Genomic DNA, 16,022 nt, shown 5'->3' with positions numbered 1-16,022 from the left:
GCCGGAACCCACCGGAACCATGCGCCGTTGAGGTGGGGACGTCCGGTTGAGGTGGGGACGTCCGGTCCACGGTGCGGTCCTGTGCCGAGGACCGGGGTCACGCACAGCCACACGTCGCACAGTCACACGTCGCACAACCACACTTCGTCCAGGAAACCGAGGGGATGCCGCATGCCGAGCCGCGCCGCGACATTGGGCACCGCCGCGCGAAGCACCGAGTTCGGGCCAGGCGGGCAGGAACCCGCGGCCTGGGCCGATCCGCTCGATCTGGCCTTCGACCGGCAGGTCGCGGGCCTGGTGCGACTGGGGTACCCGGCGCTGGCGGGTATGGACGCCGCGCAGTTCGAGGCGCTCTGCGAGCCGCTGCGCGCGGTGGCCCACTCCGCCCTGCCCGGCCCCTACCGACCCGCGACCCGGTCCTGGATGCCGTTCGTCCTGGTCGTGTCGGGGGAGCTTGTCCGGGCCGAGGACCTCGTCCCGCTGCTCACCCTCGCCGGCCGGGCCGACACCGGGATCGTCGACCGCAACCACGGTGAGGACGGGCTCAGGCCGTACCAGCCGCTGCCGATTCTCAACCTGCCCCACTCCGGGGTGTATCTGCTGACCGACATCGAACGCGGGGAGGAGTTCCGTGGGATCCGTCCCGCGGACGCGCTGCCCGCGATCCTCGAGCGGGGGCGCTCGCCGCTGACGATCCACGAGGGGATCGCCGTGGTCACCCACTTCCCTGAGGCGCTGGAGAAGAACAACTGCTTCATGCTCTCCGGATCACGCCGGGGTGACCGCCGGGTACCGGCGATGTGGATCTCCGGCCGGGCACCGAAGCTGGGATGGTGCTGGGAGGGCAACCCGCACACCTGGCTCGGCACCGCGTCCGCCGCGGCCCGTCACGCCTGACCGCACGCCCGAGATCGGTGCGCCCGCACGCACGCGGGCCGGCGCGGACCGGGTCAGGCCCCGGTCCGCGCCCGGGCGGCGCTCACACCCCGATGGCGTGGAACCCGCCGTCGACGTGCACGATCTCGCCGGTCGTGGCGGGGAACCACTCCGACAGCAGGGCGACGCAGGCCTGCGCGGCCGGCGCCATGTCCTGCATGTCCCAGCCGAGCGGCGCGCGGGTGCCCCAGACCTCCTCGAACTGCCCGAAACCGGGGATCGACTTGGCCGCCATGGTCCGCAGCGGGCCGGCCGAGACCAGGTTGACCCGGACCCCGCGCGGGCCGAGGTCGCGGGCCAGGTAGCGGGCCGCCGACGCCAGCCCGGCCTTGGCGACGCCCATCCAGTCGTAGGACGGCCAGGCGACGGTGGCGTCGAAGTCGAGCCCGACGACGCTGGCGCGCTCGCCGAACAGCGGCAGGGTGGCGCGGGTCAGCGACGCCAGCGACCAGGTGGAGACCTGCAGCGCGGTGCCGACCTCGGACCACGCGGCCTCGACGAACGGCTTGCCGCCCAGCACGGACTCCGGCGCGAAACCGATCGCGTGCAGCACCCCGTCCAGCCCGTCGACGTGCTCGAGGACCTTGGCGGCCAGACCGGCCAGGTGCTCCTCGTCGGTCACGTCGAGCTCGACGACCGGGGCCTCCGTCGGCAGGCGGCGGGCGATGCGGCGGGTGAGCGACAGGCCACGCCCGAACCCGGTGAGGACCACCGAGGCGCCCTGCTCCTGCGCGATGCGGGCAACGCTGAACGCGATGGACGCCTCGGTCAGGACGCCGGTGACGAGAACGCGCTTGCCTTCGAGAAGTCCGCTCATGGAGCGTCATCCTGCCAAACATCGCGGGTGATTCCCGCCACCGGGGCGCAGATTCGCGGCCCGACTTTCAGGCGTCCCGCGGAGTCATGGCCTCCGGCGGCCGCCGGGACCGCCACCAGTTGCGCACCGTCCGCACCGTCGGTTCCACGAACCGCGCCGCGAGCGGGCCGAGCACGGCCATCAGCAGGACGTAACAGGCGGCCAGCGGGCCGAGCCGCGGGTTGACGCCCGCGGCGACGGCGAGCCCGGCGATGACGATGGAGAACTCCCCGCGGGCGACCAGCGCCGCGCCGGCCCGGAAGCGGCCCATCGTCGCGATGCCCGCCCGGCGGGCCGCCCACCAGCCGGTGGCGACCTTGGTGATGACGCCGGCGATCGCGAGCAGGGAGGCGGTGAGCAGGGCCGGCGGGATGTCGACCGGGTCGGTCTGCAGCCCGAAGAAGACGAAGAAGACCGCGGCGAACAGGTCCCGCAGCGGGGTCAGCACCTCGCGGGCGCCCTCCGCGACCGGCCCGGACAGCGCGATACCGACGAGGAACGCGCCGACCGCGGCGGAGACCTGCATCCGCTGCGCCACGCCGGCCACGAAGAGCGTGAGGCCCAGCGAGCGCAGCAGCAGCACCTCGTCGTTGCGGTCCGAGCGGGCGCTGTAGACGAGGAGGGTGACCTTCTCGCTGTGCTTCAGCGCGATGTAGAGGACAAGAACGAGCGCGCCGAGCGCGACCGCGACGGTCAGCGACCCACGCGCGATGGTGTGGTGGGCCAGCAGCGCGGTGAGCACCGGCAGGTAGACGGCCATCGCGAGGTCCTCGAGGACCAGCACCGACAGCACCACGGGGGTCTCGCGGTTACCGAGGCGGCCGAGATCCCCCAGCACCTTGGCGATGATCCCGGACGAGGAGATCGCCGTCACGCCGCCCATGACCACCGCGGCGAGCGGCCCCCACCCGAGCACGAGCGCGGCGACCACGCCGGGCAGGGCGTTCAGCGTCAGGTCGAGCGCGCCGGCGGGCGCCTGTCTGCGCAGGCCGTGCAGGAGCTCCTCGGCGGTGTACTCGAGCCCCAGCGTGAGCAACAGGAGGATGACGCCGATCTCGGCGCCGATCTCGATGAACTCCTCGCTCGCGCCGAGTGGAATGACGCCACCATGCCCGAAGGCGAGGCCGGCCAGGAGATACAGGGGGATCGGCGAGATGGCGACCCGTGACGCCAGGTGACCGAGGACCCCCAGCACGAACAGGACGGCGCCAAGCTCCAGAAAGGTCGTCGCTGTGTCGTGCACCGGTGTCCGGTCGCTCCTTCTGTCAGGCCGGTCAGCCGTCGCGGAGCAGCCGGCTGACCGCGGCGGTGTTCTCCGGGGCGCCCACGACGACGACGACGTCGCCGGCGCGGAACCGGAAGTCCGGTCGGGGAGAGGCGAGCACCTGGTGGTCCCGCACGACCGCCACGATCGACGCGCCCGTACGGGTACGCGCCTGGGTGGCAGCCAGCAGCCGGTCCGCGTACGGCGACCCGGCGGCGATCTCGATCTGCTCCCCGACAAGCCCGGCGAAGGCCCGCGAGATGTCCGCGAGCCGCTGCACGATGTGCGGCGCGCCGAGCAGTTCGGAGAGCACGTCCCCTTCCTCCGGGGTCAGCGTAATCGATTCGCGGGATGCGTCCGGATCCTCCGCGTCGTAGATGACCAGGTCCCGGCGCCCGTCGTGCCGGCTCACCACACCGAGCCGGCGCCCCGAACGGGTGCTGAAGTCGTGCCGCAGCCCGATTCCGGGCAGCGGTGTCTCCTCGAGGTCCACTTCACATCCTCCGTCAGCACTGACGCGGGGCTCCGGGACAACCCGGCACCCAGGGCGGCATTCGACCCCTGAGGCTCACCCGTGGCGCCGGGCATCCGCGATGTCCGGCGCATCCACGACACCAGCGGCATACCGGGTGGCCCGCCCATTGTGACGTCGGCGCGGCCCGCTCGGTTCCACTTCCCGCCACCCTAGCCCGGTCGACCGATAGGCCCGGGTCGGGCCGAGTGCTGACGCGAGAGCGACAGGCGTTCCGCCTCCCGACCGGGGACACATCCCGCACACTGCAGAGGGGACGTCCACCACCTGCCGGTTCACCCGCCGGCCAGGCGGGAACGCCCCGTGCAGCACAGGGCGTTGAGCCGGCCGGAAGACGGCGCATGCCACCCGCGGCAGTCACCGGCCCGCCGAGGCAGCCGACCGACAGCGGCCCGCACGCCGGGCGCGAGACGCAAAGGCCCGCGCAGGGCCGGGAAGACGACACCGTGCTGAATCGAAGCGCCCGGCTCGCCCGACGGATCGTTCTCACCGTGCTCGGGCTCGCCGTGCTCGGGCTCGGCATCGCGATGCTGGCGCTGCCGGGGCCGGGGTTCCTCATCATCGCGCTGGGCTTCTTCATTCTCAGCCTCGAGTACGAGTGGGCCCGGCACCGGTTCGAACAGGCCCGTCAGAAGGCTGCCGATCTGGCGGACCAGGCCGCCGCGAACCCGTTCTCCACGGCGTTCACCATCGTCTTCGGGCTCGGCATGATCGCGGCCGGGGTCGCCTGGATCGTGGTCGACACGCTGCCCGCCTCGTCCCCCTGGTCGGGCGGCAGCCTGATCTTCTCCGGCCTGGTGGTGCTGGCGACGATGTTCGTCAGTCTCTGGCAGGCCAGGCAGGCCCGCGAGGCCGGCCTGCCGACCCCGGCCGAGCTGCTGGAGCAGCGCGAGGAGCAGGAACACCAGGCGGAGCAGGAGGAGCGGGCGCGCGAGCACGAGCACGAGCGGCAGCGCTGAGGCGGTGCGCCCGCTCCCCGGGCGGGCCGGCTACTGGCCCTGCGTGAACTCGCTCACGCCCACCACCTTCGGCTGGCCCTGCACGCAGCGGTAGATCGCCGCGCGGTCCGCCGACGACGCCTGCGCGATGTCGTAACGCAGCGGGTAGGCACGGCTGGTGGCCAGGCCGCTGGTGTCGGGCGGCTCCTGCCGGGCGTTCCCGACGGTCGGGCAGGCGGCGCGCACGGCCTCCTTCTCCGCGGTGGTCGCCTCGGGAGCGAAGACCACGACGGCCTCCATCTTCGGCGGCGGGCCCGCCAGGACGGCGTAGACACCGAACACGACCAGGCCGACGGTTGCCAGCGCGCCCAGGACCACCGCCGCCCGACGGCGCGGTTCAGCCAGGTAGCGCAGCGCCTGGCCCAGCCAGGGGGCACGGGAGGTCGTCGTCATCAGGCGATTCCTGTCACAGCGGGGCACGAAATCTGGTCCGGGAGGCGTCTCGCCGTGGCGGACACCGGCACTGTCAACGTATTCCGTCCAGCGGGTCCGTAAGGTGAACGGCCTTGCGCGGCGTAGCACGAGGAGCCCGCCGGCACCACCCGGTGTGATCTGCGCATCACTGTCAGAGATACATGGTACTGATTCGAGCGAGGAGACCAGAACGCCGTGCCATCCCTGATCGAGGACTACGCGCTGATCGGCGACACCCACTCTGCGGCGCTCGTCTCGCGCAACGGCTCGATCGACTGGCTGTGCCTGCCTCGCTTCGACTCCCCGGCCTGCTTCGCCGCGCTGCTCGGGGACGACGAGTCGGGCCACTGGAAGATCGCGCCGGTGGAGCCGGTACTCGGGGTCAGCCGCCGTTACCGGGGTGACACCCTGGTGCTGGAGACCGACATGACCACGGCCTCGGGCACCGTACGCATCGTCGACGCGATGTTCCCCCGGGCCGGCGCCCATGTCGTGCTGCGGCTGGTGGAGTGCCTCCAGGGCGCGGTCCGGATGCGCTCCGAGACCCGGTTCCGGTTCGACTACGGCTCGATCGTGCCCTGGGTGCGCCGGCTCGACGAGCACTCCGTCGCGGCGATCGCCGGTCCCGACTCGGTGACGCTGTGGACCACCGCCCCGATGGAGGGGCACGACATGGCCACCTACGCCGAGTTCAGCGTGTCCGCCGGGCAGTCGGTGCCGTTCTCGCTGACCTGGCGACCCTCGCACGAGCCGGCTCCCGCGCCGCAGGACATCCGCCGGATGATCAGCCAGACCGAGGCCTGGTGGTCGGACTGGATGGCCGGTTGCACCTACGACGGCCAGTGGCAGCCGGCGGTGCGCCGCTCGCTGATCACCCTCAAGGCGCTCACCTACGCCCCGACCGGGGGCATCGTCGCGGCGGTCACCACCTCACTGCCCGAGCACATCGGTGGCGTCCGCAACTGGGACTACCGCTACTGCTGGCTGCGGGACGCCACCATCACCCTGCTGGCCCTGCTCGACGCGGGCTTCACCAGCGAGGCGACCGCCTGGCGGGAGTGGCTGCTGCGGGCGGTGGCGGGTGACCCGTCCCGGGTGCAGATCATGTACGGCGTGGCGGGTGAGCGCCGGCTGCCCGAGTACGAGGTCCCGTGGCTGCCGGGCTACGAGAACTCCTCCCCCGTGCGGGTGGGCAACGCCGCCGTCGACCAGTTCCAGCTGGACGTCTACGGTGAGGTCCTGGACGCCCTGCACGTGGCCCGGGTGGCCGTCGCCAACCGCCGCAACGGCGCGGCCCGCGACCTGTTCCGCGCCGGGATCCACGCCCCCGAGGACAACGGCCGGGACGACTCGTGGCCGCTGCAGACCAAGCTGATGGACTTCCTGGAGACCGGCTGGCGCAAGTCCGACGAGGGCATCTGGGAGGTCCGCGGCCCGCGCCGGCACTTCGTCCACTCGAAGGTGATGGCCTGGGTCGCCGCCGACCGGGCGGTGCGCGGCATCGTCGAGTCCGGGCTGCCCGGCCCCGTCGAGCGGTGGTCCGCGCTGCGCGACGAGATCCACCGCGAGGTGTGCGCCCGCGGCTTCGACAGCGAGCGCAACACGTTCACCCAGTACTACGGCTCGAAGGAGCTCGACGCCGCGCTGCTCTACATGTCGCTGGTCGGGTTCCTCCCCGCGACGGACCCGCGGGTGGTCGGCACCGTCGCGGCGATCGAGCGGGAGCTGATGGAGGACGGATTCGTCCTGCGCTACCCGACCGCCGAGGACGGCGCTGTGGACGGCCTGCCGGCTGGTGAGGGTGCCTTTCTGGCCTGCACCTTCTGGCTGGCCGACAACTACGCGCTGTCCGGCCGGGTGCACGAGGCACAGGAACTGTTCGAGCGCCTGCTCGCGCTGCGCAACGACGTCGGGCTGCTCGCCGAGGAGTACGACCCGAAGCTGGGCCGGATGACCGGGAACTTCCCGCAGGCGTTCAGCCACGTCCCGCTCGTCAACACCGCCCGCACGCTCACCGAGGCCCTGCGCGGACGCCCCCGCTCCCGGGCGGACCGGGCGCACCCCCCGGGCCACTTCTTCGGCTGACCAGCACCGCCGGGATACTGGTCCCCGGATCAGGGGACCGGTCTGTGTGCCCGGTCCGGAACTAGCGGAGGGGGCACGGGTGCCGGAGCGCATCGCGGTCGTCGGAGGCGGCATCCTGGGACTGGCGGTGGCCCGCCGGCTCGGGCAGGTCATGCCCGGGTCGACGGTCACCGTGTTCGAGAAGGAACCGGACATCGCCCAGCACCAGACCGGGCGCAACAGCGGCGTCGTACACGCCGGGCTGTACTACAAGCCCGGCTCGCTGAAGGCGACGCTGTGCCGCCGTGGTGTCGGCATGCTCCGCGAGTACTGCGAGGCGCGCGGCATCCGCTACGACGAGTGCGGCAAGGTCGTCGTCGCTGTCGACGACAGCGAGCTTGACCGCCTCGCCGACATCGCCCGCCGGGCGGAGGCCAACGGGGTGCCCGACACCCGCATGCTCGACGCCTCCGAGCTGCGCGCCATCGAGCCCCATGCCCGTGGCGTCGCCGCGCTGCACTCCCCCACCACCGCGATCGTCGACTACCCGGCTGTCGCGCGGGCGATGCGCGCCGACATCCTCGACGCGGGCGGCGCCGTCCGCACCGGCGCCGAGGTGATCGGCGTCGACGACGACAAGGAGGGCGTCCGGCTGCGCGTGCGGGTCCGCGGCCAGGCTGCGGTCCGGCCCAACGGCTCGCACCGGACGTCATCGGTGGACGGCGGGCTGGTGCACTCGGTCTCCGAGTCCGTCGGCCCGTTCGACCTGCTGATCTCGTGCGCCGGCCTGCACTCGGACCAGGTCGCCGCGCTCACCGGGGAGGACAGCTCCCCGCGGATCATCCCGTTCCGCGGTGACTACTGGCTGCTGCGGCCCGAGCGCCGCAGCCTGGTCCGCGGCCTCATCTATCCCGTGCCGGACCCGCGCTACCCGTTCCTGGGCATCCACCTCACCAAGCGGGTGGACGGGGAGATCCTGGTCGGACCGAACGCCGTGCTCGCCACCGCGCGGGAGGGGTACACGGTGGGCACCCTCGACCGCGGCGACCTGCGGCAGACCCTGGCCTGGCCGGGGTTCCGCTCGATGGCGAAGACACACTGGCGCACCGGCGCCAAGGAGATGCTGCGCACCGCCAGCAAGCGGGCGTTCGTCGCCGAGGCCCGGCGCTATGTCCCGGAGCTGCGCGCCGCCGACGTGGTGCGGGGGCCGGCCGGCGTCCGTGCCCAGGCTGTCGCGCGGGACGGCAGCCTCGTCGACGACTTCGTGCTCGCCGTGCGCGGACGGGTCGTCCACGTGCGCAACGCCCCGTCACCGGGCGCCACCGCCTCCCTGGCGATCGCCGAGCACATCGTGGCCGACGTGGTGCCCGAACGCGCCTCCTGACCCGCACCGCGCACCCTCACCACCCGCACCGCCCACCCCTCGTCCCGCCCTCCGGTCTCGGGCCTCATCCGGCGTGGTCGTCGTTGAGGGCGGCCAGCAGCGGCAGCAGCGCCGCGCTGGCCGGCGTCGGCACCCCGGCCCGCTGCCCGAGACGGACCACCGTGCCGATCAGTGCCTCGTGTTCCAGCGGCCGGCCGGCGAGGCGGTCTCGCAGCATCGACGTGCCGGCGCCGGGCGGCTGGCGGCGCAGCCGTTCCAGGGTGCGCTCCGGGGCGTCGGCGGGTAGTCGGGCACCGTCCGCGCGGCCGACCGCGGCGGTCTCGCGCATGACGGCCAGTGCCAGCTCGGCGACGTCCGCACGGCCCAGCACCTCCAGGCCTCGCCCGGTGAGCGCGGTCACCGAGTTGGCCGCGCTGTTGCTCAACAGCTTCGACCAGGCGGCCGTCACGAAGTCGTCCACGAGGCGGACGTCTCCGGGCGGCAGCACCCGGGCGAACCGCTCGCCGAGCGGGCTGTCCGGGATCTGCAGCACGCCGTACGCCAGGTGGCGTACGACACCGGGCTCAGGCAGCTCGGCGTTGATGTACACCACCGCCGGCAGGACGGCGTCGGGCGGCACCGGTGGGCTGACCCGCTCGACCTGGCGCACCCCGTTCTGCGCGACGACCACGCCCAGCCCCTCCGCCGAGGCGGCGAGGGCGGCGTGCAGCCAGTCCCTCGCGGCGGGGGTCTGGTGGGCCTTGGTGGCCATCACGACCCAGTCGAGCGGGGCGTCCAGCCGGGCCGGGTCGGTGATCACCCGCAACGGCGTCTCGAAACTTCCGCCCGCCGACTCGTCCCTGACCACCCGGACCCGGTCGTAGGCGCCGCGGCGCACGCACAGCACCACCTGGGCGCCCGCCTGCCCGGCCCGGGCGGCCACGTAGGCGCCGACGGCTCCCGCGCCGACGACCGCGACCCGGGCCGGCCGGACGCGCTCGGCCGGGTTCGCGGGCCCCGCCACCCGCCCTCGGAACACCGCCGCGTCGTGGTCCGGAACGGCGCTGGGAGACACAGCCATGTGCCAAGCCTGCCAGGACGGTCCGCCCGGCGAGCCCCGGCGAGCCCCGGCGGCCGGCCGGCCGGCGGCGCCGCCGCCGGCGGGGAATCAGCTTTGCGCCCGCCTGCCCCGCTGCGAGACTGAGCCGGTGGACCACGGCACGGGCGAGCGCAGTGACGCGGCTGGTGACGCCGGCCCGCCACCCGGCGGCCGCCCCGCGGTTCCGGGGGGGGAGATCGGCCGGCGCTGGCGTGCCGCCCGGATCGACGACGGCGTCGTCCATCTGGACGCCGCGGCGGCGGGCCGCCCGACGGTCGCGACGGTCGCCGCGCAGGCCGACCATCTCCGGCGGGAGGCTCGTGCCGGGGCCTACGTCGCCGAGCTGGAGGCCGCCGACGTCATCGCGGGCGCACGTTCCCGCCTCGCGGCCCTCATCGGGCCGGAGCTGACCGGAGACGACGTGGTGTTCCAGTACTCGGCCACCGCCGGGTTCGCGGCCCTGCTGGCCGCCTGGCCCCTGCCGGTGGGGGCCCGGGTCGGCATCGTGCCCGGCGACTACGGCGCCAACCTGCTTCTGCTGGCGTCCCGGAGCGAACTCGACCTCGTCGAGTTCCCGGTCGACCGGCTGGGGCGCATCGATATCGTCCGTCTCGACCGCGAGGGGATGCTGCCACTCGGCAGTCACCGCGGGACGCCCGCACCGGCTCGTGGTGTCGGCCTGGAGGACCTGGCGCTGGCGGCCTTCCCCCACGTGCCCAGCCAGCGGGGGGTCGTGCAGCCAGCGGCCGAGGTGGCGGCCCGGTGTGCGGCGGCCGGGGTTGATCTGGTTCTCGACGTCGCCCAGGCCCTCGGCCAGGTCGACGTCGGCGGGATCGCGGCGTCCGCCTGGGTCGGCACCGCGCGCAAATGGCTGTGCGGCCCGCGCGGCGCGGGCTTCGTCGCGGTGCGCCCCGACGTCATCGATCGCCTGGGGGTCGGAGCACCCAGCCTCCACTCGGCGCACCCGGTCACGCTGCATCCGCCGGCCGGCGGGACGGCAGGACGGGGCGGGGCCGCCGTCCGGCCGCTGGCGGGGCCGGCCCGGCTGTCGGTCGGGGAGGCCTCGGTGGCGAGCCGGGTGGGGCTCGCCACCGCGCTGTCGGAGCTGGCGGCCGAGGACGCCGGAGCGGTGCGGGCCCGGATCACCGCGCTCGCCCGTCTCGCCCGCCGGGCCGTCGGCGGCGTCGCCGGCTGGCGGCTGGGCGAGGAGCCGGACTCACCCTGCGGGATCGTGACGCTGTGCCCGCCCGGTGACGTCGACCCGCTCGCCGTCTCCCGGGCGCTCTACCAGGAGGCGGGAATCCTGACCAGCCCGATCCCGGCCGGTCGGGCACCGGAGCTGACCGGGCCGGTGCTGCGGGTCAGCCCGCACGTCTACGCCACCCCGGGCGAGTTCGACCTGCTCGCGGAGGCACTCGACCGGTGGGGGCGGCCGGGTGCCCGGCCCACCTGATCCGTCCGCACGGGACGGACTCCGATCTCCGCCTTTACCGGAACCAAGCAGCACCAGAAAATAGTCATAAATTACTACCAAGGCCTACAAAAGGGAGGGATTATCGACGTCCGTCCGGTGCCTCTTGGTGACCGCCGGTGTGGATCTGCTGAAATAACTCCCTTACGGGCATCGTGCCCGGTGGCGTTCCGGTGGGGGCGGACACGTCATACCTATGCCCGGGAGCGGGCAGAAACGGTGGAGAGCCGTGACCGACAGAGCGGCAAAGCGGGAGTCCACGAGCCGGTGACAACGATCATTTCGGTCGCCGCGGTCGACGATCACCCCATCGTGCTGCGCGGGCTCGCCGACGTCCTCGCGGGCCTGGACGGCATCGAGCTCGTCGCGACCGCCACATCGATCCGCGCGCTGCTGGCCGGGCCGGGCCGGAAGGCCCAGGTCACCCTGCTCGACCTCGATCTGGGCGACGGATCGGAGGCACCCGGCAACATCCAGGCCCTGACCGAGGTCGGATCCTCCGTGATCGTCTTCAGCGCGCTCGGCGAACCGGAGGCCGTCCGCGGCGCGATGCGCGCGGGAGCATGCGGTTTCGTCACCAAGACCGACGACGTGGACGAGCTGGGGACGGCGATCCGGGCGGCCAGCGCGGGCAACGGCTGGGTCTCCCCCCACCTGGCCTTCGTTCTGCTCACCGACAAGGCACCGGACCGCCCGCAGCTCTCGCCGCAGGAGATGGAGGCGCTGCGCCTCTACGCCACCGGCATGCCTCTCAAGACCGTCGCCCGGAAGATGGAGGTCTCGCCGGAGACCGCGAAGCAGTACATCGAGCGGGTCCGGATGAAGTACCGCAGGGCCGGGCGGGAAGCCGACACCAAGATCGATCTTTACCGGCGGGCGGTCGAGGACGGACTCCTCGACTGATCCCACGACCCGCTGATCGGGTGGTCTGGCCAGCCGCCCCCCTTGGTTCGAACCCGGACGAGGCCCGGCTCGCCGGTGTGCCCGCCTCCGGTGGACCGTGGCGGGCAGGTTTCGTGGTGGGTACCAGCTCGGGCAGCCGGTACCCACCACCTGGCGCACGCCGGATCCCCGCGTCCGGCGCATGCCTCGCGCTCCCCCTGTGCCCGACAGAGTGCGCGCCCGGGGCCCGCGAGTGTCATCGGCCGCCCGGTATCCCCCCGGTCCGAACGCCCGATCCCCCGTCACCCGCGTGCCATGAGCACAGTCTGCACGGTGCATCTCCGTACGTCATGACCCAGATACAGCCACCAGCGGTCCCCTGTTCGGGGGTCATCCCGGTAAGGGCGAACCCGCAGGGGTAACTACTCGGACATCTCGCGGCTGTGGTCTTCAAGGCGGTTGCCCCGGCCATTCCGTCCCCGGTGCTTTCCGTTCCCGTTCTCGGGCCCGTTATCCGGGTCCCCGCCAGGGCGCCGCCGTATTCACCTCTGCCTCGGTGCCACCGCGGATACCGAGACCTCCCCCGGAACGCCGCCTGGGCCCGCTCGGCGGGGCCCCGGGCCCCACCAGGGCGGTGAAGCGCACCAGGACACCCACCAGGAGAAGGACGGCGCCGCTGACCCCGATGACCCACAGTCCGGGGCCGATGTCCGTCGTGGCATCGAGGCCCGACCCGATCAGCAGGCCGTCGCGGTGCAGGCGGGCCAGATCCACCACCGCCGTCAGAACGAGCATCAGGCCCGCCACCACGGCGAGCATCCGCCCCCAGTCGACCCGCCGGCCGGCCAGCAGCAGGCCGGCCACCATCGCGAGCAGGCCGAGGACCATGGTCAGATGGCCGTGCTGGTCCGGATCCGTCCCCCGGACGGCGAACTCCATCAGGCCGTAGGCGCGGACCGTGGCCCACGTCATCGTCGAGCCGATGACGGCCGCGCCGCCGGCCAGGACGACCAGCGGGGGGACGAGCACCGCCAGACTCCGGCGCACGCCGCGGGCCGGAGTCTGCGCGCCCGGCTGGTCCCCGGCGGGCGGGCCCACCGCGACCTCCACCGGGCCGGAACCGGGCTGCCCGTCGGCGGCCGGGCCGGGCCCGTCGCCCGGATCGTCCCAGGGATCCCAGGGCTGGTGCCGTCCCCGGCCCCAGCCGCCGTCGGCTGACCCGTCCGCGGCCCACGGTGACGCGCCACCGGTGTGCTCGGCCGCCCTCGGCGACCGGGCCCAGCGGGGATCGGCGGTGGCGGCGGCAGCTGCCCGCCAGGCGCTCAGGTCACCCGTGTTCCCGGCCGGACCAACCGGCGCGGCGTCCTCCCCGCCGACCGGCCGGGCCCACGGGCTCCGCTGCTCCCCCACCCGTTCCTCCCGCCACCGCATCCCGGGGGCCGCCGGCTCCAGCCAACCCCGTCCCTCGGACGTCCCGTGACGGTCGTACCACGCGCCGACACCGACCGCATGCCGCTCACCGCCCGCACGGACCAGGCGCAGGTGGTCCGGGCGGCGCCGGACCACCGGGTCGTCAGTGGCGCCGCGCCCGCCCGCCGCGGCCGCCCTGGCTCGCCGCGTAGAGCGCCACGACACCGGCCGCCAGGGTGACCATGACCCCCACCTCGGGCCGGAGGTCGAAGACGTCCGCCGAGATGGCACGGAAGGACGACAGCGGCGGTGGACCGAACGCCAGGTCGAAACCCGACAGCACGACCAGCAGGACGGCGGACAGCCTGGTCGCCGTACCCCCGGCCAGTACCCCACCTCCCGGCCACCGGGCAGCGCCGCCGGCCGAGCCGCGCAGCCCGGCCAGGCCGGCGGCGAGCAGGACCAGACCGGCCACGAGCGTCAACCGCCCGTCGCCCACCGTCAGACCGTTGAACGTACGGGTCTCGTCGCCGCTGGTCAGAGTGCTCCACGGCAGGAAGGCGGCGATCACGGCTGCGCCTCCCGACAGCGCCAGCAGGGCGGCGTCACGCCGACGCTGCCGCGGCCCGGCGGCCGGGCCCGCATCGGGAGCCGCTCCCGGTCCCGGGGGCAGGGCTGGGCCCGGTCCCTGCGCCGGTATCGGATCCAGCTCTGCAGCTGGCAGCTGTGCCGGTTCCGCCGAGGCGGGCTGCGGGGCGGCCTCCTCAGGGGCCGGGGACGGCTCCGGGTGCGGGTGCGGGCGGGCGATCCTCTCGCCCTCCCTGCCGGCCGCCGGCCGCGGCACCCCCGTGGTCGGTGGCGCGTCCGTCGCGGCTCCACCTCCGCCGCCCGCGGTCGGGCCGCCTGCGTTGCCTCCCGCGGTCGTGTTGCCGCCCGGACCCCTGGCGCCGCCCGGGCCCGTGGCGCCACCTGGACCCTTGGCGCCACCTTCGCCTCTGGTGCCGGTGACGAACGGGCGATGGCTGCTCTGCTCGGGCAACGGGAGCGCACCGTCGTCGCCGGCCGGCGACACGGCGGCTGGTGCCCGGCGGGCCGCAGCCCGGCGCAGGTCCACCTGCATGGTCGGCGGGTCCACTGCGGCGGACGGTGTGAACGGCTCGGGGGGTGTGAACGACTCCGACGGTGTGAACGGCTCCGGCGGCACGCCGCGCGGCGGACCGTCCGGCCGAGGCGCACTTCGACTCTGTGCTGGTGGACGAGCGGGAGGCACCGGCGCCGCCGGTGCGGACGGGCCAGGCTGGCCGGTTTCCCTGCCCGTACCCGGCGCCGCGGCCGGCCTGTAGGGCGGGAGCGGCGGGAGCGGCGTGTAGGGAGCGAGCGGCGCCAACGGGCTCGCCGGGGTGCGGGAGACGGCCGGAGGGTTGCCAGTGACGGCGTCCGTCCCCTTGCTGGCGCCAGGTCCGGGGGCACCGTCGGCGGTCCGCTCGAACCAGGTCGCCCGATCGGCGGCCGGCGGCCGGCCCGGCCGTGGCGCGGGTGAGCCCGCGGCGCTGCCGGGACTGGCCGGGCCGCCAGGGTTGGCCGGGCCGCCAGGACGGGCCGGACCGCCAGGATTGGCCGGGCCGCCAGGACGGGCGGACGGTGCCGGCTGTCCGGACTGCTCGGGCCGGGAGGACTGGGGTGGAGCGGAGGCGGCGCCGCGCGGGTTGAACAGCGTTGGCGGCCGCTGGGTGTCGCCGCGCTCGCCGGACCGACCGGCGGTCCCGGCGGGCTGCCCCCCGGCGGACGAGGAACCCGGCCGCGGGGGGAATGCCGGCGGCGCCGCGGATCCACCGGCCGGCGCGGGCGCCTGCCCCTGCTGCGGTCGCAGCGGTGAGGGCCACGGTGACGGGTCCCGCCGGGCGGAGGCATCCGACGGGCCGGCGGGCCGCAGTGGCGTTGCGCCCGGCGCCTTGGCAGCGGGGGCGGCAGGCGCCGGTTCGCCGCGTGACGCCGGCCTGGCCGGACCATCCGGCTTCGCGGTGGACCCCGGCCGCACCGTGCCCGGGGAGGCCGCCTGACCGCCCGGCCTACTGCCGCCTCCCGGCTGCCCAGTGCTGCTCCCCGGCTTGGCGGTGGCGGCGTCCGGTCTCCCCGCGCCGGCCGTCTGCTCCGGCTCGGCCCTGGCCGCGCCACGGGTGCTCGCGGCTGGCGGTGATGTCACGCCGGCCTTGTCCCCGGTGCCCGTCGTCGCGGTGCCGGGCCCGCCTCGGGGCGGGCCGCTGCGGGCCGCCGGGCCGGATGCGGGCCGGGGCGCGGCCGGCGGCGTCGGCCCCGCGGACCCTCCGGTTCCCGCGGCCGGCGAGGCGGGTGCGCCGGAGGCCGGCGACGGAGTGGCCGTGGACGCCCGCCCAGGAGCGGCGGGGGCGGCAGGAGCGGCCGGTTGCGCCCGCGCCGCGGCCCCGGGCCTTCCCGGTGTCGGTGAAGCCGGACGGACGGGGGCCGCCGGGCGGGTCGGCGCGCCGGGTGCCCCAGGAGTGCGAGCGCTCGACGCGCCGGAGGGCGCCGGTCCGCCGGTGGTGCCGGGTGTCGATGACGCCGGGCGGGATGACCCGACAGGTGACGCCTTACCGGACGGTGGCGGCGGCGCGGCGGACGGGGTGGCGGCGGACGGGGTGGCGGCTGTCTCTTATGCACATGTCCGAGCCAACGAGGCCAGAGCGGATAGCGTATGCAGTCTTGTGGTTGAAACAA

General features: G+C 74.5%; 13 protein-coding genes. 6 read left to right on the top strand and 7 right to left on the bottom strand.

Annotated elements, in window-relative coordinates; translation table 11 throughout:
• Positions 1–171 precede the first annotated feature (171 nt).
• Complete coding sequence (locus AB1460_RS19400; protein WP_368963055.1) at positions 172–897, top strand: DUF5701 family protein; 726 nt, start codon at positions 172–174, stop codon at positions 895–897.
• 82 nt (positions 898–979) lie between these two features.
• Here the strand turns inward: AB1460_RS19400 and fabI are convergent, their stop codons facing one another.
• From fabI to AB1460_RS19385, 3 genes are all read right to left on the bottom strand, one after another.
• Positions 980–1,753 (bottom strand): enoyl-ACP reductase FabI, encoded by a 774-nt coding sequence (gene fabI, locus AB1460_RS19395; protein ID WP_368963054.1) that lies wholly within the window; start codon positions 1,751–1,753, stop codon positions 980–982.
• A 67-nt stretch (positions 1,754–1,820) separates the two neighbouring features.
• Positions 1,821–3,035 (bottom strand): cation:proton antiporter, encoded by a 1,215-nt coding sequence (locus AB1460_RS19390; protein ID WP_368963053.1) that lies wholly within the window; start codon positions 3,033–3,035, stop codon positions 1,821–1,823.
• Positions 3,036–3,066: 31 nt separating this feature from the next.
• Positions 3,067–3,549 (bottom strand): cation:proton antiporter regulatory subunit, encoded by a 483-nt coding sequence (locus AB1460_RS19385; RefSeq protein WP_368963052.1) that lies wholly within the window; start codon positions 3,547–3,549, stop codon positions 3,067–3,069.
• Positions 3,550–4,034: 485 nt separating this feature from the next.
• On the opposite strand from AB1460_RS19385, the gene AB1460_RS19380 reads away from it, so the two are divergent.
• Positions 4,035–4,547, top strand: a complete 513-nt coding sequence (locus tag AB1460_RS19380; protein ID WP_368963051.1) for a PGPGW domain-containing protein — start codon at positions 4,035–4,037, stop codon at positions 4,545–4,547.
• A 30-nt stretch (positions 4,548–4,577) separates the two neighbouring features.
• Here the strand turns inward: AB1460_RS19380 and AB1460_RS19375 are convergent, their stop codons facing one another.
• Positions 4,578–4,979, bottom strand: a complete 402-nt coding sequence (locus tag AB1460_RS19375) for a hypothetical protein (RefSeq protein WP_018635516.1) — start codon at positions 4,977–4,979, stop codon at positions 4,578–4,580.
• A gap of 216 nt (positions 4,980–5,195) precedes the next feature.
• Between AB1460_RS19375 and AB1460_RS19370 the strand changes: the two genes are divergently transcribed.
• Both AB1460_RS19370 and AB1460_RS19365 read left to right on the top strand, forming a co-directional pair.
• Positions 5,196–7,085, top strand: coding sequence for a glycoside hydrolase family 15 protein (locus AB1460_RS19370; protein WP_368963050.1), 1,890 nt, complete (start codon positions 5,196–5,198; stop codon positions 7,083–7,085).
• Positions 7,086–7,164: 79 nt separating this feature from the next.
• Positions 7,165–8,448: an L-2-hydroxyglutarate oxidase gene (locus tag AB1460_RS19365; protein WP_368963048.1), complete on the top strand. Its 1,284-nt coding sequence runs from the start codon at positions 7,165–7,167 to the stop codon at positions 8,446–8,448.
• Positions 8,449–8,512: 64 nt separating this feature from the next.
• Here AB1460_RS19365 and AB1460_RS19360 read toward each other — a convergent pair whose 3' ends face one another.
• A complete protein-coding gene (locus tag AB1460_RS19360) occupies positions 8,513–9,508 on the bottom strand; it encodes a 2-dehydropantoate 2-reductase (RefSeq protein ID WP_368963047.1) in 996 nt (331 codons plus the stop codon).
• Positions 9,509–9,635: 127 nt separating this feature from the next.
• Between AB1460_RS19360 and AB1460_RS19355 the strand changes: the two genes are divergently transcribed.
• The gene (locus tag AB1460_RS19355; RefSeq protein ID WP_368963046.1) at positions 9,636–10,979 is read left to right on the top strand and encodes an aminotransferase class V-fold PLP-dependent enzyme; all 1,344 of its coding nucleotides are present in this window, start codon (positions 9,636–9,638) and stop codon (positions 10,977–10,979) included.
• Positions 10,980–11,264: 285 nt separating this feature from the next.
• Positions 11,265–11,900, top strand: a complete 636-nt coding sequence (locus AB1460_RS19350; protein WP_368963045.1) for a response regulator — start codon at positions 11,265–11,267, stop codon at positions 11,898–11,900.
• Positions 11,901–12,389: 489 nt separating this feature from the next.
• On the opposite strand, the gene AB1460_RS19345 is transcribed toward AB1460_RS19350, so the two are convergent.
• Both AB1460_RS19345 and AB1460_RS19340 read right to left on the bottom strand, forming a co-directional pair.
• The gene (locus AB1460_RS19345; protein ID WP_368963044.1) at positions 12,390–13,445 is read right to left on the bottom strand and encodes a hypothetical protein; all 1,056 of its coding nucleotides are present in this window, start codon (positions 13,443–13,445) and stop codon (positions 12,390–12,392) included.
• A 7-nt stretch (positions 13,446–13,452) separates the two neighbouring features.
• Complete coding sequence (locus AB1460_RS19340) at positions 13,453–14,493, bottom strand: hypothetical protein (RefSeq protein ID WP_368963043.1); 1,041 nt, start codon at positions 14,491–14,493, stop codon at positions 13,453–13,455.
• Between the last annotated feature and the right edge of the window lie 1,529 nt (positions 14,494–16,022).

Source organism: Parafrankia sp. FMc2, assembly GCF_041008525.1.
Lineage (GTDB): Bacteria > Actinomycetota > Actinomycetes > Frankiales > Frankiaceae > Parafrankia.
Note: the sequence above shows the minus strand (reverse complement) of the source record. Positions and strands in the feature narration are given on the sequence as shown.

What these genes read in the sequence shown, in the direction of transcription:
- AB1460_RS19400 (WP_368963055.1), top strand. Translation starts at nt 172, where the DNA reads ATGCCGAGCCGCGCCGCGACATTGGGCACCGCCGCGCGAAGCACCGAG.
- fabI (WP_368963054.1), bottom strand. Translation starts at nt 1,753, where the DNA reads ATGAGCGGACTTCTCGAAGGCAAGCGCGTTCTCGTCACCGGCGTCCTG.
- AB1460_RS19375 (WP_018635516.1), bottom strand. Translation starts at nt 4,979, where the DNA reads ATGACGACGACCTCCCGTGCCCCCTGGCTGGGCCAGGCGCTGCGCTAC.
- AB1460_RS19360 (WP_368963047.1), bottom strand. Translation starts at nt 9,508, where the DNA reads ATGGCTGTGTCTCCCAGCGCCGTTCCGGACCACGACGCGGCGGTGTTC.